Annotated in this window: 19 protein-coding genes; 4 read left to right on the top strand and 15 right to left on the bottom strand. The window is 60.5% G+C overall.

Features of this window, described 5'->3' with window-relative positions; genetic code table 11:
• Positions 1-40: 40 nt before the first annotated feature.
• Genes LCL94_RS09440 through LCL94_RS09390 form a run of 11 tightly spaced genes read right to left on the bottom strand, consistent with a single transcriptional unit; the run spans position 41 to position 13,741 of the window.
• A complete protein-coding gene (locus LCL94_RS09440) occupies positions 41-1,270 on the bottom strand; it encodes a molybdopterin molybdotransferase MoeA (RefSeq protein WP_224831980.1) in 1,230 nt (409 codons plus the stop codon).
• The gene (locus tag LCL94_RS09435; RefSeq protein ID WP_224831979.1) at positions 1,222-1,758 is read right to left on the bottom strand and encodes a molybdopterin-binding protein; all 537 of its coding nucleotides are present in this window, start codon (positions 1,756-1,758) and stop codon (positions 1,222-1,224) included. The genes LCL94_RS09440 and LCL94_RS09435 overlap by 49 nt, the downstream gene beginning before the upstream one ends.
• Entirely contained in the window at positions 1,734-2,234 is a 501-nt protein-coding gene (locus LCL94_RS09430) for a molybdenum cofactor biosynthesis protein MoaE (RefSeq protein ID WP_224831978.1), read from the bottom strand. The genes LCL94_RS09435 and LCL94_RS09430 overlap by 25 nt, the downstream gene beginning before the upstream one ends.
• Positions 2,231-2,491, bottom strand: a complete 261-nt coding sequence (locus tag LCL94_RS09425) for a MoaD/ThiS family protein (protein ID WP_224831977.1) — start codon at positions 2,489-2,491, stop codon at positions 2,231-2,233. Before LCL94_RS09425 ends, LCL94_RS09430 begins: the two co-directional genes overlap by 4 nt.
• A gap of 3 nt (positions 2,492-2,494) precedes the next feature.
• Positions 2,495-3,523, bottom strand: coding sequence for a GTP 3',8-cyclase MoaA (moaA, locus tag LCL94_RS09420; protein WP_224831976.1), 1,029 nt, complete (start codon positions 3,521-3,523; stop codon positions 2,495-2,497).
• Positions 3,520-4,332: a peptidylprolyl isomerase gene (locus LCL94_RS09415; RefSeq protein WP_224831975.1), complete on the bottom strand. Its 813-nt coding sequence runs from the start codon at positions 4,330-4,332 to the stop codon at positions 3,520-3,522. Before LCL94_RS09415 ends, moaA begins: the two co-directional genes overlap by 4 nt.
• Positions 4,325-5,026, bottom strand: coding sequence for a respiratory nitrate reductase subunit gamma (gene narI, locus LCL94_RS09410; RefSeq protein ID WP_067598206.1), 702 nt, complete (start codon positions 5,024-5,026; stop codon positions 4,325-4,327). Before narI ends, LCL94_RS09415 begins: the two co-directional genes overlap by 8 nt.
• Before the next feature lie 3 nt (positions 5,027-5,029).
• Complete coding sequence (narJ, locus tag LCL94_RS09405; RefSeq protein WP_224831974.1) at positions 5,030-5,734, bottom strand: nitrate reductase molybdenum cofactor assembly chaperone; 705 nt, start codon at positions 5,732-5,734, stop codon at positions 5,030-5,032.
• Positions 5,734-7,263 (bottom strand): nitrate reductase subunit beta, encoded by a 1,530-nt coding sequence (narH, locus tag LCL94_RS09400; protein WP_224831973.1) that lies wholly within the window; start codon positions 7,261-7,263, stop codon positions 5,734-5,736. Before narH ends, narJ begins: the two co-directional genes overlap by 1 nt.
• The gene (locus LCL94_RS09395; protein ID WP_224831972.1) at positions 7,260-10,997 is read right to left on the bottom strand and encodes a nitrate reductase subunit alpha; all 3,738 of its coding nucleotides are present in this window, start codon (positions 10,995-10,997) and stop codon (positions 7,260-7,262) included. The genes narH and LCL94_RS09395 overlap by 4 nt, the downstream gene beginning before the upstream one ends.
• The gene (locus LCL94_RS09390) at positions 10,994-13,741 is read right to left on the bottom strand and encodes an MFS transporter (RefSeq protein ID WP_318245577.1); all 2,748 of its coding nucleotides are present in this window, start codon (positions 13,739-13,741) and stop codon (positions 10,994-10,996) included. Before LCL94_RS09390 ends, LCL94_RS09395 begins: the two co-directional genes overlap by 4 nt.
• Positions 13,742-13,958: 217 nt before the next feature.
• Between LCL94_RS09390 and LCL94_RS09385 the strand changes: the two genes are divergently transcribed.
• The gene (locus LCL94_RS09385) at positions 13,959-14,654 is read left to right on the top strand and encodes a helix-turn-helix domain-containing protein (RefSeq protein WP_200981227.1); all 696 of its coding nucleotides are present in this window, start codon (positions 13,959-13,961) and stop codon (positions 14,652-14,654) included.
• Here the strand turns inward: LCL94_RS09385 and LCL94_RS09380 are convergent.
• The gene (locus LCL94_RS09380; RefSeq protein WP_200981228.1) at positions 14,651-15,865 is read right to left on the bottom strand and encodes an alginate export family protein; all 1,215 of its coding nucleotides are present in this window, start codon (positions 15,863-15,865) and stop codon (positions 14,651-14,653) included. The genes LCL94_RS09385 and LCL94_RS09380 overlap by 4 nt on opposite strands.
• Before the next feature lie 82 nt (positions 15,866-15,947).
• Here LCL94_RS09380 and LCL94_RS09375 point away from each other — a divergent pair, with 82 nt between their 5' ends.
• The 3 genes from LCL94_RS09375 to LCL94_RS09365 all read left to right on the top strand — a co-directional run bounded on the left by LCL94_RS09375 (position 15,948) and on the right by LCL94_RS09365 (position 18,527).
• The gene (locus tag LCL94_RS09375) at positions 15,948-16,418 is read left to right on the top strand and encodes a hypothetical protein (protein ID WP_200981229.1); all 471 of its coding nucleotides are present in this window, start codon (positions 15,948-15,950) and stop codon (positions 16,416-16,418) included.
• A gap of 50 nt (positions 16,419-16,468) precedes the next feature.
• Positions 16,469-17,080 carry a carbonic anhydrase gene (locus tag LCL94_RS09370; protein WP_224831971.1) on the top strand — a complete coding sequence of 204 codons (612 nt, stop codon included), beginning with the start codon at positions 16,469-16,471 and terminating at the stop codon, positions 17,078-17,080.
• A 730-nt stretch (positions 17,081-17,810) separates the two neighbouring features.
• Positions 17,811-18,527, top strand: a complete 717-nt coding sequence (locus LCL94_RS09365; protein WP_224832694.1) for a Crp/Fnr family transcriptional regulator — start codon at positions 17,811-17,813, stop codon at positions 18,525-18,527.
• Here LCL94_RS09365 and LCL94_RS09360 read toward each other — a convergent pair.
• The 3 genes from LCL94_RS09360 to LCL94_RS09350 are packed head-to-tail and all read right to left on the bottom strand — an operon-like array spanning position 18,524 to position 22,966.
• Positions 18,524-19,708, bottom strand: a complete 1,185-nt coding sequence (locus tag LCL94_RS09360) for an SAM-dependent methyltransferase (protein WP_224831970.1) — start codon at positions 19,706-19,708, stop codon at positions 18,524-18,526. The genes LCL94_RS09365 and LCL94_RS09360 overlap by 4 nt on opposite strands.
• Positions 19,695-21,077, bottom strand: a complete 1,383-nt coding sequence (locus tag LCL94_RS09355) for a cytochrome P450 (RefSeq protein ID WP_224831969.1) — start codon at positions 21,075-21,077, stop codon at positions 19,695-19,697. Before LCL94_RS09355 ends, LCL94_RS09360 begins: the two co-directional genes overlap by 14 nt.
• Positions 21,074-22,966 carry a lipoxygenase family protein gene (locus LCL94_RS09350; protein WP_224831968.1) on the bottom strand — a complete coding sequence of 631 codons (1,893 nt, stop codon included), beginning with the start codon at positions 22,964-22,966 and terminating at the stop codon, positions 21,074-21,076. The genes LCL94_RS09355 and LCL94_RS09350 overlap by 4 nt, the downstream gene beginning before the upstream one ends.
• Positions 22,967-23,005 lie beyond the last annotated feature (39 nt).

Here is a 23,005-nt window from a genome sequence, read left to right as displayed (position 1 = left end):
ATGTCACCATTGCTATGCTCCCAGTGGCATCAAACTAAGGCTAGAACTCGGTCGCCACTACCATATCACCCGATGCGCGGGCTGAACCTCCGGGCGTGCAGCGTATAAGCCAATCCGCTTGAGCGAGCGCGGCCTGGGCGCCGCTTTCCTGATTGCTGAGTGGGTGCAATCCGCGCTCACCCCAAGAGGCGCGAACGAAGGTCTCACGGCTGCCCGTTTCGGGTATCGTCCCTTCAAGCGGCAACTCCCGCCAGTGCAAGACCTTGCCGATTGCCTGGCCTTGCAGCTTCGCAAGCAGCGGCACCAGGAACAACCGCGCCGTGACCATGGCGGATGTCGGATTACCGGGAAGCCCGAGCACCCACTTGCCCTTTGCCCTTCCCAGCCACACAGGCTTCCCCGGTTTCATCGCGACTTTGGCGAACAGCAATTCGAGCCCGTGCGGCGCAAACATGGGCTTGGCAAAATCGCGCTCACCAACCGAAGCGCCGCCGGTCACAATCACGACATCGGCAAGGTCCAGCACCTTACCGGCAAGTCGCTCAAGAGCGGGCAAGGCGTCCTCACCGACCACCCGATCGACAATCCTTGCCCCAGCCTGCTCAGCCATGGCCGCAATGCCAAGCGTCACGCTTTCAGGAATGGCGTCGGCACGAAGATGGGCCAGCCCGGGAAGCGCCAGTTCGTCTCCGGTGCCTATGATAGCGACCTTTGGCTGTGCATGAACCTGCACCGTCGCCTGGTCTGCAGCGGCCGCTGCGATCATTGCACGAGGTGACAAACGTGTTCCCGCCTCCAGCAGGACGTCACCCGCCGCAAAGTCACTGCCAGCGCTGCGAACGTGCCAACCGGGGCCATAGCCCTCAGCAAAGCGCACGATCCCGCCCTCGCGCTCAGCATATTCTTGCATGATGCAGCGGTCAGTGCCTTTTGGCATTGGAGCGCCAGTGAAAATGCGCGCGGCCTCACCCGGCCCAACCTCTCCCGAGAAGCTCAATCCCGCGCGGCTTTCGCCCACCACCCTGATCGGCTCGTCTGGAGATGTGGAGGCGTCCAGAACCGCATATCCATCCATTGCCGCAACTGCCATGCGCGGCGCGGCACTGCGAGCTGTTACCGGCTCGGCGAGTACGCGCCCGGTTGCGCAGGCAAGTGCGACCTCCTCTATCGCCAGAGGTCTGACTTCAGCTTCAAGCCGAGCAAGCGCCTCATCAACCGTAATCAAGCGCAGACATCCCGCAGTCGCGGCAACGCGCCCGCGATCGAGCATGGCTTGTGACGGCTATCGAATTCCAATTCAAGCAAGCCGTCCCAGGCATCCCGGCAGGCTCCGGTTGAACCGGGCACGCAAAAGATGAAAGCATCCCCCGCCTGTCCTGCAAACGCGCGCGACTGCATGGTTGCAACGCCAACGCTTTGCATGCTCTTCTGGTGAAAGGCCACCGAGAAGCCATCCATTTTGCGTTTGAGGAGTGGCTTGACAGCTTCCGGCGTATGATCGCGCGGCGAAAACCCAGTCCCGCCGGTGGTCAAGATGATCTCGATTTCGGGATTGGCGAGCCACTCGAGCAGGCAAGCGCGAATATCTTCGATCTCATCCTTCACGATATCGCGCGCAATGAGCTCATGCCCCGCCGATTGCAGGCGTTCGGCGAGCAAGCCACCTGACGTGTCGGTCTCAAGTGTGCGAGTGTCGGAGATCGTGAGAACCGCGATACCTAAAGGATAGAAGGTCAGACTTTCATCGATTCCCGGCATAAATCCTCACTTGCGCGCCTATCCCAGCGTGCATTGTCCAAATGGTCCTGATCGGTCGGTTCGATCCAGCTTGATCCACTCTCATACTCTTCGCGTTTCCAGAACACGGCCTCGGTCTTCAGCCGGTCCATCATGTAATCGGCAGCTTCGAAGGCGGCGCGCCGATGCGCAGACGCCGTGGCGACAAAGACGATCGGCTCGCGTGGAAATATCCTCCCTACTCGATGGACAACATGGCTTTTCGAGATTGGAAAATGCGTATGAGCCTCTTCGGCAATGGCCCGCATCGAAGCCAATGTCACACCGCGATACTTCTCCAGAATGAGAGCATCGACTTCGCCGCCATCCTTTGCCCGCGAACGCGCGCGGCCAGTGAAGCTCACGACCGCGCCTTCGTCGTCGAGTTCGCTTGAGAATTGAGCGAGCAGCGCGGCAGGATCGAACTCCCGCTCATGCAATTCGACCATCATACTCATCCACCGGACACCGGAGGAAAGATCGCCACGACATCGCCGGGCCTCACGACCGTTTCGTCGGGGACGATGGTTTCGTTGATGCAGGCCCGGATCCGTCCTTTGGCCAGACTATCCTGAAGGAGCGGAAAGGTGCTGCCCAGACTCGCCAGGAGGTCAGGCACGTGGAGCCCCGTTGCTGGTAGCGGGATGTCGACAGTCGGACCGCATGGATCGGCCAGTCGGCCGCAGAGTTCGACGCTGATCGTCAGTTCGGCCATGCGTTATCCTCCAATCGATGCCAGGTGCGGTGTCGCGCCGCTATTCCCCTCGTGCAGGCGATGCGCAGGCGCCTTGGCTCCAACCAGCGTCCGAATGCGCTCCGCCAGGTCCGTTTCAGAATCCTCTGCCAGCAGCGGTCGTAGATCGAAACCGCCATCCCCGAACAGGCAGAGATGCAATTTACCGTCGGATGACAATCGCAGGCGATTGCAGCTTGCGCAGAAGTCCTTCGAATAGGGGGCTATGATACCGATGCGGCCCTTCGCCTCCGGATGGCCGAACTCTACGGCCGGGCCTGCACCGACCTCGCGAGGCAGCCGCTGCCACCCGACAGCTTCCAGCCGGTCGATGACGCTCTGCCCCGCGACATGGCGCTCGTCAAAGAAGGAAGCGTTGTCGTTCGTTCGCATCACCTCGATGAAACGCAGCGACAGATCGCGGGCGGCCACGAATTCCACCATCGTCTCCAGCTCATCATCGTTCACTCCGCGCATAAGCACCGCATTGAGCTTGATGCTCTCAAACCCCGCAGCCTCGGCAGCATCAATCCCGCGCATCACCTCGGCAAGCCGGTCATGGCCGGTGATGGCCGAGAAGCGGGCGGGATCGAGCGAATCCACGCTGATATTGATCGCGCTCACACCGCAATCGCGCCATGCTTTTGCACGCTGGGCGAGACGGTATCCGTTTGTGGTCATCGCTACTTTGTGGATCCCTGGCACTTGCGAAACCGTACGGACGACGTCTTCGAAATCGCGCCGCAAGGTTGGTTCCCCGCCCGTCAGGCGGACTTTCCATAGGCCAAGCTGTGCAAAGGCCGTGACAGCTCTGCGAACTTCCTCAACGGACAGTTCGTTCGGCAAATTGCACGGCTTCTTGTATCCCTCCGGGAGGCAATAGGTGCAGCGAAAGTTGCAGACCTCGGTCAGCGAAAGGCGCAGATATTCGAAGCGCCGCCCGATACTATCGCTCAGCCGCGTGGAGCCGCCTGACGCCAACGGCAGAACATCTCGGATACGATGATCGTTCACTGAACCAGCGGACCTTCTGCCGCAGCGAGATCGACGCCTTCGATCTCGGTTTCACTGGCAAGGATCGACAGATACTGGGACATGGCCTTGCGGTAGCTTGCCTCCTCCAGATAGTTGCGGATCGATTGCTCGACCACTTCGAACGGCAATTGCCTGCCCTCGGCGCGGCGCCCGGCACGGATCACATGCACGCCATAGGGTGACTTTACCGGATCGCGGCACAGCTCGCCTTCTGCCAACCCGAACAGCGCCTGCTCGAACTCCGCGACCGTCTGACCCTTCCCGACCTGGCCGAGATTGCCGCCTTGCTCTTTCGACGGACAGGCAGATTTGGCCTTGGCCAGCTCAGCGAAACAGGCAGGGTTTTTCTCGAGCTCGCGAATGGCCATCCGCGCATCGCCCACTGCCAGGCTGTAGTTGAACTCATCCTCCGGGCTGGCGGAAAACAGGATATGCTCCGCCTCGATCAAGGTCTCGCTGCAGAAGCGGTCGGTGTGGTTGTCATAGAAACGCCTTGCCTCCTCTATGGTTGCGCTCGGCACCATGACATTCTCGACCAGGAGAGCGTCGATCCGGGCATCGTCCTCGACCAGTTTGCGGCCTTCGACATCGGTGCACTCACCGGCGACGATCTCTTGCCTGTCTGCTTCGGCCAGCAGGAGCTGGCGGACAGCGAGCGCCCGCGCCGCTTCCTGCCAGGCTTCCTCTGCGTCGGGGGCCGGATGGTTCTGTACCTCGGCGGCGATAGCGGCAGCGGGAATCTCGACCCCGCCGACAACCACTTTGGGATGCTCCAAGAAGTCAGCCATGGCTCAGGCTCTTGCGCGAACGCACGACTTGATAGCCGCCACGCCACAGATAACGTACCGGAGCCGATAGCATGTGCACCAAGCGGGTGAACGGAAACAGCACGAAGATTGTCAGGCCCAGGAACAGGTGCAATTTGAAGATGATATGGACATCCGCAATATAACTCGCCGCATCGCCCTGGAAGGTGAAGATGCCCTGCGCCCAATTCATGAACTTGACCATTTCATGCCCGTCGAGATGACCGGCGGAAAGAGGGATGGTCGCTAGACCCAGTGCCAGTTGCACCCAAAGGATCAGGATGATCATGTTGTCGCTGAAATTCGAGGCAGCGCGGACGCGGGGATCGAAGAAGCGACGATGGATTAGCAATGTGGCGCCAATGATCGCTGCGACGCCGGCTATTCCGCCAGCGACGATCGCCAGCAACTGCTTGGCTCCGTGGCTGATACCCAGAGCATCGAACAGCGCGATCGGGGTCAGCAGGCCAACCAGGTGGCCAACAAAGATGAATAGCACCCCGACATGGAACAGGACCGATCCAACCATGAGCTGCTTGCGACGCAGCAGCTGGCTGGAACCGGAACGCCATGTATAGGGCTCCCGGTCGAAGCGTATGATCGAGCCGATCGCGAGTATGGCGAGCGCGATATAGGGATAAATCCCATAAAGCAGGTGGTGGATGAAGTCTTCCATGGCTCAGCTCCTTGCCGAGGATTGGATTGCTGGGGTTTCTCGCATGCGATCGAGCATCTCGCCGACCTTCGGACAAGCCGCATTGGGATCGGGGACCGCTTCAGCCCCGAAGCGGATTTCCTCTTCTTCCCATTGCGCATCTAGTTCTTCCAGGCTCTCCGGATCTTCCGCCGGAGGAAGCGCGTTCTTCGCCTCTTCGTCCATCTCGACCCCGGCAATGTCGCACAGCAGGGCGAACAGCGGAGCATAGTCGGACCCCTTCTCTGCCAGCCGCGCGGCCAAGGCGACTAGTACCACCCCCGGTTCGGCCAGCGTGTCACGCGCGGCCTCATCAGGCAGGGTCGAACAATAGTCGAGAAACAGTGGCAAGTAATCGGGCAGTTCATTGCCGGTCGGCTCCAGCCCTGCGGCGAGATACCGCTCACGCAAGTCGACCATAGCCTGGCCGCGATCGCGACTTTCGCCGTGAACATGCTCGAACAGATGCAAGCTGTGCGCCCGCCCACGATCGAACAGTTCGACATAGGCCTCTTGCACATCATAAATGTCACTCGTGGCAAGCCGGGTCAGGAGCGGATTCAGTGCCTCTACGGATTTGGCCTGAAGTGAGCGGTCATCATTGAGCCGCTGACGGATTTCGCCTGACACTGCCTGCAAGTCCAGCGAAGGATATTGCAGCAGCAGAGAAAGCAAATGGAGCGATTTCATCAGAATACCTCCGTCGGAGTCTGGAGTTTCTTGCGGGCGGCGGGCGCACCGAACAGGTTCGGTTCGCCACTGCCGCCTGAGCAACCGTTACCAAAGGAAAAGCCGCACGAGCCGCGCTCGTCGAACATGTCTTCGGCATCCTCGCGGTGGCCGGTGGGGATGACGAAGCGGTCTTCATAGTCCGCCAGCGCCATCACCTTGTACATCTCCTCGATTTGCTCGCCGGTGAGGCCGACATCGGTTGCGATGGCCTCATTGTGGACACCCTCGACAGTTTTCGCCCGCATATATCCCCGCATCGCGAGCATGCGTTCAAGGCACACCGCAATCGGCTCTTCGTCTCCTGCGGTCAGCAGGTTGGCGAGATATTTGAGCGGGATCCGCAGGGATCGAATATCGGGCATGTTATTGTTGATCGAAATTTGCCCAGCATTGGCGGCAGCGCTGATGGGTGACAGCGGCGGCACGTACCAGACCATCGGCAGCGTGCGATATTCCGGGTGGAGCGGGAAGGCGACCTTCCATTCCATCGCCATCTTGTAGACGGGCGAATTACGCGCCGCTTCCAGCCAGGCTTCGGGGACACCATCCTTGCGCGCCTGCTCGATCACTTCGGGATCGTTGGGATCGAGGAAGATATCGAGCTGGGCCTGATAAAGATCCTCGACATTTTCTGCCGAGGCGGCCTCTTCGATCCGATCCGCATCATAGAGCATCACGCCGAGATAGCGGATCCGGCCAACGCAGGTTTCCGAGCAGACGGTGGGCTGGCCCGCTTCGATACGCGGATAGCAGAAGATGCACTTCTCGCTCTTACCAGTCTTCCAGTTGTAGTAGATCTTCTTGTACGGGCAGCCCGACACGCACATGCGCCATCCGCGGCAAGCTTCTTGGTCGATCAGGACGATCCCGTCTTCCTCGCGCTTGTAGATTGCGCCGGAGGGGCAGGCGGCGACGCAGGTCGGATTGAGGCAGTGTTCGCACAGCCGCGGCAGATACATCATGAAGGTGTTTTCGAACTGGCCGTAGATCTCCTTCTGGACCCCTTCGAAGTTGTAATCTTCGGAGCGCTTGGAGAATTCGCCGCCGAGGATTTCCTCCCAGTTGGGACCCCACTCGATCTTCTCCATTCGCTCGCCCGAAATCAGGCTGCGCGGACGCGCCGTCGGAAACGCCTTGCTCTCGCCTGCCTTCTGCAGATGCGCGTAATCGAAGGTGAAGGGTTCGTAGTAGTCGTCGATTTCGGGCAGATCGGGGTTGGCGAAGATCTTCGCCAGAACCCGCCACTTGCCGCCCATCTTGGGCCGGATCGAACCGCCGGGCGTGCGGACCCAGCCACCATTCCAGCGCTTCTGGTTTTCCCAATCCTTCGGATAGCCGATGCCTGGCTTGGTCTCGACATTGTTGAACCAGGCATATTCCATGCCTTCGCGGCTGGTCCACACGTTCTTGCAGGTGACCGAGCATGTATGGCAGCCGATGCACTTGTCGAGATTGAGAACTTTGCCGATCTGTGCGCGAATCTTCATGCTGCGGTCTCCCCTTCAGGAAGCGCTTCTTCGAGCCAGTCGACCTTCTGAAGCTTACGGACGATCACGTATTCGTCGCGGTTCGACCCGACCGTGCCGTAGTAGTTGAAGCCATAACTCTGCTGAACGTAGCCACCGATCATGTGGGTTGGCTTGAGCACCGCGCGGGTCACCGAATTATGAATGCCGCCGCGCTGGCCGGTCAGCGGCGATCCGGGGACGTTCGTGATCTTCTCTTGCGCATGGTACATGAAGAGCGTGCCTTCCTTCATGCGCTGAGACACCACTACGCGGGCGACAAGCGCTCCGTTGGCGTTGAAGGTTTCGACCCAGTCATTGTCGACGAGACCCGCCTTCGCAGCATCAACCTCGCTCATCCAGACGATCGGCCCGCCACGAGACAGGGTGAGCATCAGCAAATTGTCAGTGTAGGTCGAGTGGATGCCCCATTTCTGGTGCGGCGTAATGAAGTTCAGGATCACATGCGGAGCGTCCTTGGCCTCATCCAGCATAGGCTGCACGGCCTTGGTATCGATCGGCGGGCGATAAACGCAGAACCCTTCGCCAAAGGCGCGCATCCACTTGTGATCCTGATAGAGCTGCTGCCTCCCGGTCAGCGTCCGCCAAGGGATCAATTCGTGCACATTGGTATAGCCGGCGTTGTAGCATACATGCTCGCTTTCCAGCCCCGACCAGGTCGGAGAGGAAATGATCTTCCTCGGTTGCGCCTGAATGTCGCGAAAGCGGATCTTCTCCTCTTCCTTCGGCAGTGCAAGATGCTTGTGGTCGCGACCCGTCTTTTTCGACAGGTCACCCCACGCCTTGACCGCAACCTCGCCATTGGTTTCCGGCGCGAGCATCAGGATGACCTCGGCGGCATCGATCGCGCTCTCGATCCTCGGCGCGCCTTTATCCGAGCCATTGAGCTTGGTGGTACCATTGAGCTTCCGCAAATTTTCCACCTCCCTCTCGGTATTCCAGGCAATGCCTTTTCCGCCATTGCCGAGCTTGTCCATGAGGGGACCGAGCGAGCAGAACCGTTCATAAAGCGCGGGGTAATCGCGCTCGACGAGAGCAACGGTTGCCATCGTCTTGCCAGGGACAGGTTCGACTTGTCCCTGGCCCCAGTCTTCGACCTCGAAGGGCTGGGCGATCTCGTTAGGGCTGTCATGCTGGATCGGGCTCAAGACCACGTCTTGTTCGACGCCTAGAACCTCGGGGGCAACTTCGGAGAACTTCTTTGCGATCCCCTTGTAGATGTCCCAGTCGCTGCGCGATTCCCAAACGGGGTCAACCGCTGCCGATAGCGGGTGGATGAAGGGGTGCATGTCGGACGTGTTGAGATCGTCCTTCTCATACCAACTCGCAGTCGGCAGGACGATGTCCGAATAGACACAGGTGGTCGACATGCGGAAGTCGAGCGTGACGAGCAGGTCGAGCTTTCCTTGCGGTGCATCATCGTGCCACTTTACTTCCTTCGGCTTCTGGCCACCGATCTCTCCCAAGTCCTTGCCTTGCACGCCATGCGCGGTACCGAGCAGGTGCTTGAGGAAATATTCGTGGCCCTTGCCCGAAGAGCCGAGCAGGTTGGAGCGCCACACGAACATGTTGCGCGGCCAGTTGGCTGGATCGTCCGGATCGAAGCAGGACATTTCCAGCTCACCCGACTTGAGCTGCTCCGCCACATAGTCCTTGGCGTCCTTGCCCGATGCCTTGGCGGCCTTGCCCACTTCGAGCGGATTGGTCTTGAGCTGCGGCGCGCTTGGCAGCCACCCCATGCGCTCAGCGCGGGCGTTGTAATCGATCAGGCTCGCGTCCCATTCGCCCTCCGGCGCGGTCGGCGAGAGGATTTCGTCCACGCCAAGCGTTTCGTAGCGCCATTGGTCGGTATGCGCGTAGAAGAAGCTCGTCGAATTCATCTGCCGCGGCGGCCGGTTCCAGTCGAGCGCAAAGGCCAGCGGGAGCCACCCGGTCTGGGGCCGGAGCTTTTCCTGGCCGACGTAGTGCGACCAGCCACCGCCCGACTGGCCGACACAGCCGCACATCACCAACATGTTGATGATGCCCCGATAATTCATGTCCATGTGGTACCAGTGGTTCAGGCCGGCCCCGACAATGACCATCGACTTACCCTTGGTCACTTCGGCATTGCTGGCGAATTCGCGGGCAATCGTAATGATCTGTTCAGCCGGTACCCCGGTGATTTTCTCAGCCCAAGCAGGGGTGTAGGGGACCATCTCGGCGTAGTCGCGTGCAACATGTTCGCCGCCCAGACCACGGTCGAGGCCGTAATTGGCGCAGAACAGGTCGAACACCGTAGCAACGAAGGCCTTGCCTTCCTTGAGCTGGACCTGGCGCACCGGCACCCGACGATTAAGCACGCTGGGGTGATCAGTGCCTTCGAAATGATCGTGTTCGCGATTGCCGAAATAGGGGAAGGAGACCTCGACCACCTCGTCGTGCTGACCTTCGAGGATGTTGGTCATGCGAAGGGCAGTGTCGTTGCCACGCCCATCTTTTTCCTCCAGGTTCCACTTGCCCTCTTCGCCCCAACGGAAGCCAGCGGAACCGCTGGGCACCACGACTTCTTCTGTGGTGTCGTCAATGGCGACGGTTTTCCAATCGGGATTGTTGTCTTCCCCAAGATCCTCGAGGAAATCCGCAGCCCGCAAGAGCCGTTCGGGCACGTATGCACCGTCTTTTTCGACCAAACGCACAAGCATCGGCATGTCGGAATACTTGCGGCAGTAATCCTCGAAATACTCTGCCTGACGGTCGAGGTGATATTCGCGCAGGATGACATGCCCCATTGCCATCGCCAGCGCCGCGTCTGTGCCCTGCTTGGGATTGAGCCACAGGTCGGCGAATTTGGTCGCCTCGGCATAGTCAGGGCTGACCACGGCAACCTTGGTCCCGCGATAGCGTGCCTCGGTCATGAAGTGCGCGTCGGGCGTGCGCGTTTGCGGCACGTTGGAGCCCCACATCATCAGGAAGCCGGCATTGTACCAGTCGGCGCTTTCCGGAACGTCGGTCTGCTCACCCCAGGTCTGAGGGCTGGCGGGTGGCAGATCGCAGTACCAGTCGTAGAATGACATGCAGGTGCCGCCGAGCAGCGAAAGGTAGCGCGAGCCAGCCGCATAACTCACCATCGACATCGCCGGGATCGGCGAGAAGCCGATCACCCGGTCGGGGCCGTAGGTCTTGGCGGTGTAGGCATTGGCCGCGGCGATGATCTCGTTGACCTCATCCCACGTCGAACGCACGAAACCGCCGTGACCACGTATTGCGGTGTAGGTTTTGCGCTTGGCCGGATCCTCGACGATCGAAGCCCATGCCGCGACGGGAGTCCGCACCGTACGCGCTTCGCGCCACAGCTTGACAAGCCGCGAGCGGATCATCGGATACTTCAGCCGCTGGGCCGAATAGATGTACCAACTGTAACTTGCACCGCGCGGGCACCCACGAGGCTCGTGGTTCGGCAGATCGGGCCGCGTACGCGGATAGTCGGTCTGCTGTGTTTCCCACGTGATGATCCCGCCCTTAACGTAAATCTTCCAACTGCACGAGCCGGTGCAGTTCACCCCGTGGGTCGACCGCACGATTTTGTCGTGCTGCCAACGCTTGCGATAGCTGTCCTCCCAGTCTCGGTTCTGGTTGGTTGTGATGCCGTGGCCTTTCGAAAACGGCTGCTTGGCCTGTTTGAAGAAGGTCAGGCGGTCGAGAAGATGGCTCATGCGGTTGCTCCCTTGATCTGAGCGAGTGTTTCAACCGGGGCTGGTGCCCGGCCGCGCTCGATGTCGTGCAGCAGGCCGCCGCGGCGGGTGTAGGCCCACCAGGTCAATGCCGCACAGCTGGAATAGAAGATGAAGAAGCCCCACAGCGCCGCCATTGGCGAACCGGTGGCGGCAATCGCGCTACCGAAGCTCTTCGGAATGAAGAAGGCCCCGTAAGCGGCAATGGCCGAAGTGAAGCCAACGATCGCAGCGGATTCCTTCTCTGCCTGGCGAACCCGGGCCGTTGCATCGAGTTCCGGCATCAGGCGCGGGACTTCCTGGCGCATGATGTTGGGGATCATCTGGAAGGTCGATGCATTGCCAACACCGGTCATGAAGAACATGAAGATGAAAGCGCCAAGGAAGCCCCACCAGTTGGCCGCTTCGAGGAAGTACACCACCCCGAGCACGCCCAGCATCATGAGTACAAAGACCCAGAAGGTTACCCGAGCCCCGCCCCACTTGTCCGACACCCATCCCGTCGCAGCACGGCTGAGCGCCCCCACAAGCGGCCCGAGGAAGACGAACTGCAGCACATCCACATCGGGGAACTGGTGCTTGGCGAGCAACGGCAGGCCAGCGGAGAAACCGATGAAGCTGCCGAATGTGCCGGTGTAGAGCCAGCACATCAGCCAGTTGTGCTTGCGCTGGAAGATCACCGACTGTTCGGAGAAGCTGGCTTTTGCATCGGCGATGTCATTCATCCCGAACCATGCCAGCAGCGTGGACACCATGATGAACGGCACCCAGATGAAGCCGGCATTCTGCAGCCACAGCTGACCGCCTTCGGCAGTTTGCTGAGGCTCCCCGCCCAGCGCGCCGAACACGCTGGCGACAATCACCAACGGAACGAGGAACTGCATCACCGAAACTCCCAGGTTTCCGAGTCCGGCGTTAAGCGCGAGCGCATTGCCCTTCTGCGCCTTCGGGAAGAAGAAGCTTATGTTGGACATGGAGGAGGCGAAGTTGCCGCCACCAAAGCCGCACAGCAGCGCCAGAGTCAGGAAGATGACATAGGGCGTATCCGGGTTCTGGACCGCATAGCCTATCCCGAATGCCGGGATCAGCAGCGACGCGGTCGACATCGTGGTCCACAGGCGCCCGCCGAATATCGGAACGACAAAGCTGTAGAAGATCCGCAAGGTCGCGCCCGAAAGGCCCGGCAATGCCGCCAGCCAAAACAGCTGATCGGTGGTGTAGTCGAAGCCTATCGAGGGCAGCTTCGCGACCACCATCGACCACACCATCCAGACCGAGAACGCCAGCAGCAGCGCCGGGATCGAGATGTAGAGATTGCGGCGAGCAATCTTCTCGCCCGTTTGCTCCCAGAAACCGGGATCCTCTGGCTTCCACTCGGTCAGCACCTTGCTGGGCGTAGCAACGGCCTGCTTTTCCTCATCGTGCAGCTCGGCCATTTCAGGGAATTCGGGAAGCGAGCGCATATCGATGCCGCTGGCCTTCTGTTCCATCTGCCGGATAGCGATATGCATCCATGCGAGCGCAATGCCGACCAGGGCGAACAGGACCATGAAACAGCTGGTCCAGATGCCGGTCAGGTCACTGACCGCGCCGAACACGATCGGCAAAATAAAGCCGCCGAGCCCACCGACGAGGCCCACGAGACCGCCCACCGATCCAACGTGGCCCGGATAGTAGACCGGAATGTGCTTGTAGACCGCCGCCTTGCCGAGCGACATGAAGAAGCCCAGCACGAATACAGTGATGACAAAAGGCACCAAGTTCATCGAGGTCGAGAACGTGATGTCGCCTTCGATCCCGTGGATGACGTAATCGGTCGCGGGATAGGACAGCATGAAGAGGCAGATCAGCGAGACGCCGAAGGTGGCGTACATGATCTTGCGCGCGCCATACTTATCCGAGAGCACGCCTCCATAGGCGCGGAACACACTGGCCGAGAGCGAGAAGGTCGCAGCGAGCATACCCGCCAGCTTCACGTCGATGCCGTAGAGTCCCACCATGTAATTGGGCAGCCAGAGCGCGAGCGCCACGAAGGCTCCGAAGACGAAGAAGTAATAGAGCGAGAAACGCCACACCTGCTCATTACGGAGCGGTTCGAGCTGTTCGAGCAAGCCTTTTGCCTTCACCCCGCTAGTCTTGCGGGCCGCGAACTCGGGATCGTCCTTGGCAAAAAGGTAGAACAGGACGGCTACGATCGCCAAGGCTCCCGCCCAGACCTGGGCCACGCCCTGCCAGCCGATCGCCACCATAACCCACGGCGCCAGAAACTTGGTCACCGCCGCACCGACATTGCCCATGCCGAAGAAACCGAGAGCCGAGCCCTGCTTTTCAAGCGGGTAGAACTTGGAAACATAGGCGACGCCTACGGCGAAGCCGCCACCCGCCAAGCCAAGACCCAACGCCGCCAGCAGCATCATGAGATAGCTGTCCGTGTAGGAAAGCAGGAATGTCGATGCCGCCGAGGCGAGCATGGTGATCGGGAAGACGATGCGACCACCATATTGGTCAGTCCAGATACCGAGGAACAGGCGGGTCAACGACCCCGTCAGAATCGGGGTTCCGACTAGCAGTCCGAACTGGGTATCGCTGAGGCCCAGCTCGGCCTTGATTTCGATCCCGACGATCGCGAAGATCGTCCAGACAGCGAAGCAGATCGTGAACGCGAATGTGCTCAGTCCTAGAGCCCGATTCTGTTCGCTGCTGGTCGCGATTTCCTGTCCTGGCATGATATGGTTCCTGATCTGGTATTTCGGACAGGACCTCAATTACGGGAGGCTCATCGAGGCTCTTTGACGAGGATCAAATTGGAATACGAGGCCCGGGCAATCTCCTCTCGGCATGACGAGGCGCAATGGAGTCACCGAAATGGATCATGCACCTTCTTGATAATTATCAATCTGAAGGCTAACTTGGCGAATTCATCGAGCTGGAGCTGCGACAATCATGCGAATCGGAGAGAAGCCTGAAATCGCACGGCTTCCGCTGTTTCGGGACATGGCCGAAGCGCAGCGCGATACGATCCTTGCGGGGGCCTATCTCCAGGTATTTCCTCCCCAGCTTACGCTGTTCGAGAAAGGGCAGGATGCGGACTTCCTGCATGTGCTTGTCGATGGGCTGGTGGAACTGTTTGTGGAGGGCGCCGGGCGCGATACGACCATGCGGATCGTGGAACCCGTCGAAAGCTTTATTCTCGCCGCCGTCGTGACCGATACACCCTATCTGATGTCGGCACGCACGCTCGCATCATCGCGCATCCTGCTCGTTCCTGCATCCGGTTTGCGCGAATCCATTCGGCATGATGCTGCCTTGATGCAGGCGACCATGCACGAGCTCGCACATGGCTATCGCGATCTTGTCCGCGCGCTAACGGATATGAAGGTGCGACAGTCGGCCGAACGGTTAGGCAATCACTTGCTTGAAAAATCCGCCCGGAAAGGCGGGCAGTGGGAGTTCGAGCTCAAGGGTGAAAAGCGACTGCTCGCCTCGCTGCTCGGCATGACGCCCGAAAACCTCTCCCGTGCTTTCGGTACGCTCAGGAAACACGGCGTCTCGCTTGATGGCTCAAAGGTGAGGATCGAGGACCGCGAAAGCCTTGAGCGCTATTCCCGGCCCGATCCGGTTCCGCCTGACCTGCGCTAGAAACTGACCTGGACTTGCAGCCATCCTTTTGTGGTATCGACACTGAACCCTTCCGCTTCGTAATGCGCAAACTTCGCCAGAACGGTAAGGTTCTTCCTTATCGGAAATACCGCAAGCAGGTTCACTTCCCGTCCGTAAGCAAGGTCCGTCTCGGTAGCGTCGAAATCGTGCACGATACCGCGCAATAGCAACCCCTTGAGAGGCGATCCGTCGCCGAAACGATAGCTCACGTCGCCATAGAAATCGCGCAGCCCGTCTGGTGGGGTGGCGAGGAACTTGTCGGCCCAGCCGTTGAAAGCGTGCAAGGTCGCCAATGGAGTCTGCAGCCCGGTCGATCCGTTGCCTTCCAGACGCTCAAAGCCGACCTTGGCAGTGAAACCCCCGGTCGAAACCCCCGGCTCGAGCAGCAGGTAGTCGAGCGAAAAATTGCCCGGATTCGGCCCCAGATCGCGCTGGTTCGCGTATTCCGCAGTGTAGAGGAGTTTCGTACTGCCGCTCACCGGCTGCGAGCCCGCAAGGCGCAAACCCAGTGTTTGCGAACTGGCCGCGGGCGCATCGGGGATATCGAGGAAATAGCCATAGGCAGAAACCGTACCCACTGACGGAATGGCGTAGCTGGCGTTGAGGGCATGGATATCGTTGTCCCGCCAGATTCCGTTGGGGGAATCCGGCCCAAAGATCCGGTTGACCCGCCATGCATGGAAGTACTGGATCGATGCCCCTTCGACGGGCTTCACCGATAGCTGTGCAAGGTCGAATGTCTGGTCGTTCTGGCGCCAGTCGACCGAACCGATCCAGCGCTGATTGTCGAGGTTGACCTTTTGCCGCCCGGCGACCGCTTCGATCGCCGGATCAGGGCGCCATCGCACGAAGGCGCGGTTGAGCAACACGTCGGACGAATCGGCGACGACGGGGAACTGGACCAACCCGTTGGTGGTGTCATTAAAATCCTCTGGCCCGATCCGGACCACGGCCTCGCCTTCGACCAGCGCGCTGAAACCGTTCCACTCGTCGGTCTCGACCCCGCCCCTGATCCTGAGTGTCGAAGCGGTGGCATCTTGCGGCAGATTCGCCTGATCGACTACTTCGAGCCGGTACCTCAAATCCAGATAGGGGTCGATCGGCAGGTCATTGCCGTCATCTGCGAAGGCGGCGGTCGGCGAAAGTATCGCCAGCGAAGCAGCCGTAAGGCTGAGAAGGTGTGTTTTCATATCGCCCGAATAGACTCGCAAGCCGAGATGTATTTGATGCTGATCAAAGTTGTGCAGGCGATAACAGCTAGAAGGCAAGACCATGATCTTCGACGACTTCACCATTGCTCGCGTGCTGCATGTCGTCTCCATTGTCGGCTGGATCGGCGGCGTCTGGTTCGTCACATTCGTGGTGATGCCGGCCATACGGAAGACCGAAGCGCCTGAGAACCGGTTGCAGGCCTTTCACCGCATAGAGCAGGGCTTTTCCGCACATGCCAAGGCGTGGGTTCTGCTGGCTGGCGCCTCCGGGTTCTGGATGACGTGGCGCGGCGACATGTGGGGGCGTTTTGCCGAGCAGGGTTACTGGTGGATGCATGCGATGCTTGCCCTGTGGCTGGCGTTCTTTGTGATGCTGTTCATTGCCGAACCGCTGTTTTTGCACCGACGGATGGCGCACTCGCAAACACCCGAACGCGATTTTCGCTTGATGGTTCGGGTGCATCAGGCCCTTTCCATTGCCGCCCTGTTGACGACGCTTGGTGCAATGGCCGGCGCCCACGGAATACTCTGAACGGGATGGCTCAAGAGCCGTCAGCGAGAACCGAAGGATGATGAGACCAAGTGGAAGAGGTACCTCAACTTACACCCGATCAAGCTCTTGAACTTTTGAAAGAAGGCAATCGGCGTTTTCTCGACGATACGACTTATGAGCCGACCATGGATCGCATGCGGCGGCTCGAGCTTGCGGCGGCGCAGCGCCCCTTCGCGGCCTATCTGAGCTGCTCCGATTCGCGCGTTCCGCCAGAGCTTCTCTTTGAACGTGGGCTTGGCGAGCTTTTCATTATCCGCAACGCAGGCAACACGCTGTGCACGACGGCACTCGGTAGCCTCGAATTCGCGGTCACGAACCTCAAGGTGCCGCTCATCGTGGTGATGGGGCACGAAGCCTGCGGCGCAATCAACGCCGCGGTGTCCCTCGCGCGGGGTAAGGCCACCTTCTCAGGAAACATTTCCAAGGTTTTGCAATCGCTGCTCCCAGCCGTGCTTGAGACAGATCCCTGGGCAGATCACATCGTCGACGCCGCCGCGATCAGCAATGTCCGGCGCGTGGTCAGAGAGCTGCGAGAGGAAGCTTCACCGGCCTTACTAGCACCGCAACGCCAGGGCTCACTCAAAGTGGTCGGTGCCTTCTATCATCTCGACAGCGGGAAGGTTGATTTCCTTGAGAATTGAGACGGGATCGCATTTGTTTTGATCCGAGACAATGACACAGATACGAGTTATTCTTTAAATTATTAGATTGGCCCATTCTGCTGTTGATTGAGTGAAGTGGGGAGTCTGCCATGATGAGCAATCTAACCAGACGCGAGGCTATGGGACCGGCGGCGGTTGGTGGCGCGGGAGCGGCGCTGGCTGGTGCGTGCTGACCATAAACGCACACACGCGATCGCTCCACAATTACTCGACATAGGATCACATGCATGGCGCGATGACGGGAACGCCGCTGATTGCGCTAGCTATGAACGACCTCTCCTCTCCTATCACATGAACTTCGGCACAGCAGCTATGCACATCATCGACGCGTTCATGGCAAACCTGGATTGTGAAGTGATCGACGCCCGCTATCGGGCTTCGAAGGCATAGTGACGCGGCCCAACGTCAGGGGTGAATCAGATATCCGACTGGATGCAGCCATTTGGATGCCTTGCACCAATCGCGATACTCTGGCGCTGGGCCCCAAGTAGCCCTAAGTTTTTCTGGCGCAGGAGTTCGCTTGCATCCATTCGAAAGTGTGGGTCTAGGTGTGGGTCTGGTTCATTTCGCGACATCTATAGTTTCTTGATATCAAGATGTTAGATCAAAATCAGATCGGACTCCGTCTCCGCCATTTCACTGCTTGTCTGGACAAAAGGCGCAAGCGCGCTTGGCAGACCATGCCGCCATGGGTATCTGCTTGGTGGAAATGTCGATGCCCGAAGCCCTCACGAACTTCTGCCAGTCCTGCACGGTGCGCAACCGCGCGATCTGCGGCGACCTGCATGACGATGAGATCAACGTCCTGAACAAGATCGGGCGGCGTCGCTGGGTCGAAGCAGGCGAGCAGGTGCTCTGGGAAGGCGACGACGCCGTCGTCGTGGCCAACGTGATCGAAGGGCTGCTGAAGCTTTCGACCCAGACGAGCGAAGGCAAGGAACAGATTCTCGGCATCGCCTATCCGTCCGACTTCCTCGGCCGGCCATTCGGCGAGACCACGCCTTACGGCGTCGAGGCCCTGACCCCTGCGCTCGTATGCACCTTCCAGCGCTCGGACTTCGACCATTTCGCCCGCGAACATCCACGGCTCGAACACAAGCTCCTCGAACGCACCTTGTCCGAACTGGACCGCACGCGTCGCTGGATGCTGCTGCTCGGGCGGATGAATGCAGAGCAGAAGATGGCTACATTCCTGCTCGACATGGCCGACCGGCTGGTGCCTGCAACCTGCGCACCGACGGAGGGAAGCAACGAGGTTATGGAGCTGCCGCTTACCCGCCAGCAAATCGCCGACGTCCTTGGTCTCACGATCGAGACGGTCAGCCGCCAGTTCACTAAGCTGCGCAAGGAAGGCCTGATCGACCTGCCTTCGCGCAGGGACGTGCGGATTATCGACCGCGCGGGACTAGAAGCGCTGGCCAGCTAGGGCCGGGCGGTTTCCCGGCGCGCGTGAACATACCAGAGCGCGTGCGCAGGCCGCGCCTTCCTCGGCTCCAGATCCATCCCGCCGAACTGCCACATCCACGACCGGCGCAGGTGGTAGATCCACGACCAGGGCGCGAACGGGTTCACGACGAGTAACAGCAGCGCGGCAACGGCCTTGCGTGCTGTCCAGCGGACGGTGAAGTTGCCGAAGTGCCTGCTCGAGGCGATCGAGCTGTACTGGTAGTCGACCGTCGTGTCCTGCAGGTGCTCCACCTCGAACCAAGGTACGCAGAGCCGGTCGAAATCGCCGATCCGCGGATAGAGCCCGGAATAATGGGCATGGAACGAATAGGCATGGAGCCAGTCCGAGGCCGTCCATCCGCCCGAAGCCGAACTGTGTAGCGTCGCGGAAAAGACCTTGCCCGATCCCGTGTCGGGTTTGAGCGCCTCCGACGCCGAACGGAAGACATTGGCATAGACCTCGTCGGTGCCGCGCCGATCGCGCATCTGGTAGGATGTGCAGAAATGTTCGAGCGAGCCGATCAGCGTGACCGCATCGAACCTGCCCGCCAGCTTTGCCGGCAGGGGTTTGCGGAAATCGAGCACATGCGCCTCGATCCCACGCGCCTCGACAATCCGTTGCTGGTCGGGTGAAAGGGTGAGGCCCGTCCCGTCGATGCCGACCGATTTCAGATAGGCGAGAAAGTCGCCCAGGCCGCATCCCACGTCGAGCACGCGCATGCCCGGTTTGAGGCCAAGCAGTTCGACGATCCGGCGATACTTGTCGCGGGTCGCCTGCTCGATGCTCTTGTCGAAATCGCCGTCGAAAAGGCCCTCGGTAAGGTCTCCGCGAGCTTCGAGATCCGCGCGATCGCCGAGGAAGATCGTGAACCACTGATAGACCCGCGCGACGCGTTCGGACGAAGGGAACAGCCCGCGGTGGAACACCGTAAAGGCCAGCAGCTCGTGCAAGGCCAGCACCGCATAAGCAAGGACGGGCATCCACCACCACGAGAGCCCTGCAACAAGGCAGATTGCACCCGCAACGGCGATCATGCCGAGCCAGACCGCGGTGCTGACGGGTGTCAGGAAAAGGATCGACCTCAGGTCACCGGCCTGCCGCGAAGTCGCCCGGAGGTCTGCCTCCGCTCGGATATCGGCGCTCCGCTCAGCGAGCGCCATCTACCGGGGTCCGCTTGCGGTCGAAGTTGGAACTCAGGTCCTTCGGCACCATGCAGCCGAACCAGAAATCCTGGTCCAGTTTCTCGCCCAGCCCGACGTTGGGGTCACTGTGCATCAGCGCGGTTCCCACCGCGAGCTGGATATAGGCAAGGCCCACGTCCTGCGCGAGGCAGGTCCGCTCGCCCCTGCCGAAGGGGAAGAAATAGTCGCTGCCGAGCGGATCGCTCGCCCGCCTTTCAGCGGTCCAGCGGCCCGGCCTGTAGTGTTCGGCATCCTCCCAATGATCGGCATGGGTATGGGCGTGGCGATTGCCGATGAGCAGGCTGGTATCCGCGGGCATTCGGTATCCTGCGACCACCACGTCGGCATCCGTCCGGACATTGCGCGTCCAGAGCGAAACGGGCGGCAAGAGGCGCAAGGTCTCGAGCATCGCGGCCTGCAATTCCTCGCAGGCCCTGATCTGGGCGTGCGCGGCATCGGGCCCGAGTTTGGCGAGTGCATTGCACACACGCTCCATCTCCGTGTCGGACTTGCCGAGGAGATAGAGGGTGCAGGTTACCGCACTCGAACTGGAAACGATGCCGCCGTAATACATGTTGGCCAGTTCGGTCGCGAGCAGGTCGTCATCGTGGTCGCAGCCCGACCTGATCGCGTGCCGCAGGAGATCGGTGCCCGCAGGGTTGGTCTCGGCCCGCGCCTTGCGCACCGCACCGACAAAGGCCGCATGGTTGCGATCCTGCGCCGCCTGCGCTTCCTCGGGAAGTGTATCGAAGAGAAAGGGCATCTTGCTCTTCATCCGCCGGTCGAGTTCGCTGGCAACGATGACCCAGTCGCGGAAAGTGCTTTCCCCGAATTCCTCGCCATAGAGCATCACCGAAAACGCATCGAACGCCATGTGCAGAAGCGTGTCGTAGGTGTGCTCGAAACTCTTCCCGACGAAGCCCGAAACGCGCTTCCTGAGCTGCTCGTGCATCCGCGGCAGGGCGGTGTCGAGCCAGCCATCGCGCAGGGCGAGCACCATGGGATTGGACGCCATGCGTTCCGCCCAGACCTTGCCGCCCGGCTGGGTGAAAACGTCGCCTTCGTCAGTCGAAACCGGGCGCAGCGCGGCGGTGGGCGTCTTCTTGTAGAAGTCGGCCGTGTCCGTGACCATGATCTGGGTGATCGCTTCCGGATCGCTCACCAGCACGATGTCTGCCCCCGGCAGGTCGACCCGGGACAAGGCTCCCACGTCGCGCGCGTAATGAAGCATTACGTCCCACGGCAACTGGCCGTCCACGAAATCGAGCATATCGCCGAGTATCGGCAGGCCCTTGGGAGAGGGAAGGTCGTCGATCGACGGCTGATGTCCTCCACCCTTGCCCGTCATATGTTGATGCTCGCCGGGACCTTGGACGGAAGGAGGTAGACATAGGGTGCGGAGCGCGTGACGAGGTCACGGTTTTCACGGGCGATCTGTATCTCGATTTCCTTCAGGCGCGCCTGGAACACGGCGAGAGCACCCTCGACGATCTCCGGTTCGGTGATCATGTCGGAATAGGGGAAGCTGTTGGACTTGTATTCGCCCAGATGGGTGTGGTGGACGCCGCCGAGAAGCGAGAGGAACTCGGCCTGCAACTCCCCGAACTGGAGCGGGGGCAGGAGATCGAGCCAGTCCTGCTCGGTCGCGTCCCCCTCCTTCCATTCCGCCCACAGCGCTCCGGCAAGCGCGGGTGAATAGGACATGTCCGCCCACTGGGTGAAATTGACTGCCGCGTGCTGCGCGCTGGCGGTGAACATGATCATGGCCAGCGCCTTGCGCAGGTCGGCGCGGTTGGTGATCGGCGTGAAACCCCCGATCCCGCCTTCCGACAGAGGCGACGAAAGCGTCTTCGACCAGGCCCCGAGTTCGTCGTCGGCAGCGACGTCCGCATCGCTGCGATAGTAATAATCGACATAGGACCGCGCCCAGTCGCCGATGGCATCCCACAGGCGCAGGGCATCGTCACGATAGGGGTAGTCGACGAGCCGCCCTTCCGGACCGATCTTGCGCCGCGCGAAATCGGCCGGCGGCATGGCGGCATGGAAGTCGTATTCCGACACGGCCCGCCCGGCGAGCCGGATCATGCTTTCCAGCGTGCCGCCGAAGGACAGGTCGATCACGCCGCCCGGCGCCAGCATGGAATGGGCGGCCGAATTGTTGATCGCCAGCGTGCCTTCGAAATGCGGCATCAGCAGCTTGTAGAGCGGGTGCCGCTCAGACAAGTTGCGCTTCGTCGCCAGCGCCGCCGCCTCCATGATGAGATGCGTCTGGCCAAGATGGCAGACCAGCTCGTGATAGTTCGCATCGGCGACCTGCACTGCGGTCTTCGCCTTCTGCCACGCCCAACCGTCGGCGGGGGTGGAAATCGAGAAATTTGCCGGATCCTGCCCTACCTGTATCGCGACAGGGCGCAGGGACCCGCCGGTTGGCGGCACGGCGAACAGGGCAATCGGAGCGGGTGTGTACTTGCGCTCCCCGAGGATGGGGTTCGTATTGTCCTCGACCGTATCGCCGATCAGCTCGTAGTCGAGCAGGAAGAGGCGACCGTCCTTCAGGGCCGCAGCCAGCGTGTCACCGGCCTCGGCATTCACGGCGTAATGGTCCTCGGTGACCGGAAACTTGGCGGGCAAGTCGTCGACGCCCTTGATCAGCATCGGGTTCTGTCCGGCGACTCGCATCTGCGCAAACCAGCCGTCATCCTGCCACTTTTCCATGACAGGCGGGCGGGCGACCTCGCGATAGAGGTCGTCATAGCACTGGATGGACTTAGGGCGCCCATGCGGCGTCAGGGGTGACATCCAGGGGCTGCTGGCAGTGGCATCGTGATGTCCGGTAATGTGCTGGCCGCGCAGAACCTTCTTCATCAGCGAATGGCTGGCGTCTTCGCCGAGGTGGTCGAGCAACTCGCCCACCTTTTCGATCCCTGCCCCGAAACCCTTGATCAGGTTGGTGAAACTCAGGCCCTTGGCGACCTGTTTCTCGAAGGCGTTCTCGACATCGTGCTCTTCCTCGATGCAGCGGTTTGCCACCACATTGGCGAGGATGTTCTTGAGCGGCAAGAGCGTGCGGAGCGTCCATTCCTTGCTCGGCGTCGCCTCCTCCGGCACCTGCGCCACCATCGGAATTCCGGGCACGATATCGTAGGATATCGCATAGCGAGCCTGCGCGACAGCAAGGTCGGCAGAGCGTTTCTGCCGATCAGGGTCGTGCTGCGGTAGTGTTGCCGTATCCCCCATGAAGCAAAGTCTGTCAGCAGGTTTGGCGCCAGTCAATCT

The organism is Qipengyuania gaetbuli, from assembly GCF_020171365.1.
Lineage (GTDB): Bacteria > Pseudomonadota > Alphaproteobacteria > Sphingomonadales > Sphingomonadaceae > Qipengyuania > Qipengyuania gaetbuli_B.
The sequence above is the reverse complement of the archived record's forward strand: the minus strand, read 5'-3'. Positions and strand labels throughout refer to the sequence as shown.

Coding starts and splice junctions, on each gene's coding strand:
- LCL94_RS09360 (WP_224831970.1), bottom strand. CDS start 19,708: ATGGCGCTCGCTGAGCGGAGCGCCGATATCCGAGCGGAGGCAGACCTC.
- LCL94_RS09350 (WP_224831968.1), bottom strand. CDS start 22,966: ATGGGGGATACGGCAACACTACCGCAGCACGACCCTGATCGGCAGAAA.
- LCL94_RS09355 (WP_224831969.1), bottom strand. CDS start 21,077: ATGACGGGCAAGGGTGGAGGACATCAGCCGTCGATCGACGACCTTCCC.
- narI (WP_067598206.1), bottom strand. CDS start 5,026: ATGGAAGACTTCATCCACCACCTGCTTTATGGGATTTATCCCTATATC.
- LCL94_RS09435 (WP_224831979.1), bottom strand. CDS start 1,758: ATGCCGGGAATCGATGAAAGTCTGACCTTCTATCCTTTAGGTATCGCG.
- LCL94_RS09365 (WP_224832694.1), top strand. CDS start 17,811: ATGTCGATGCCCGAAGCCCTCACGAACTTCTGCCAGTCCTGCACGGTG.
- narH (WP_224831973.1), bottom strand. CDS start 7,263: ATGAAGATTCGCGCACAGATCGGCAAAGTTCTCAATCTCGACAAGTGC.
- LCL94_RS09425 (WP_224831977.1), bottom strand. CDS start 2,491: ATGGCCGAACTGACGATCAGCGTCGAACTCTGCGGCCGACTGGCCGAT.
- LCL94_RS09375 (WP_200981229.1), top strand. CDS start 15,948: ATGATCTTCGACGACTTCACCATTGCTCGCGTGCTGCATGTCGTCTCC.
- LCL94_RS09430 (WP_224831978.1), bottom strand. CDS start 2,234: ATGAGTATGATGGTCGAATTGCATGAGCGGGAGTTCGATCCTGCCGCG.
- LCL94_RS09380 (WP_200981228.1), bottom strand. CDS start 15,865: ATGAAAACACACCTTCTCAGCCTTACGGCTGCTTCGCTGGCGATACTT.
- LCL94_RS09395 (WP_224831972.1), bottom strand. CDS start 10,997: ATGAGCCATCTTCTCGACCGCCTGACCTTCTTCAAACAGGCCAAGCAG.
- LCL94_RS09440 (WP_224831980.1), bottom strand. CDS start 1,270: ATGCTCGATCGCGGGCGCGTTGCCGCGACTGCGGGATGTCTGCGCTTG.
- LCL94_RS09415 (WP_224831975.1), bottom strand. CDS start 4,332: ATGGCTGACTTCTTGGAGCATCCCAAAGTGGTTGTCGGCGGGGTCGAG.
- narJ (WP_224831974.1), bottom strand. CDS start 5,734: ATGAAATCGCTCCATTTGCTTTCTCTGCTGCTGCAATATCCTTCGCTG.
- LCL94_RS09385 (WP_200981227.1), top strand. CDS start 13,959: ATGCGAATCGGAGAGAAGCCTGAAATCGCACGGCTTCCGCTGTTTCGG.
- LCL94_RS09390 (WP_318245577.1), bottom strand. CDS start 13,741: ATGCCAGGACAGGAAATCGCGACCAGCAGCGAACAGAATCGGGCTCTA.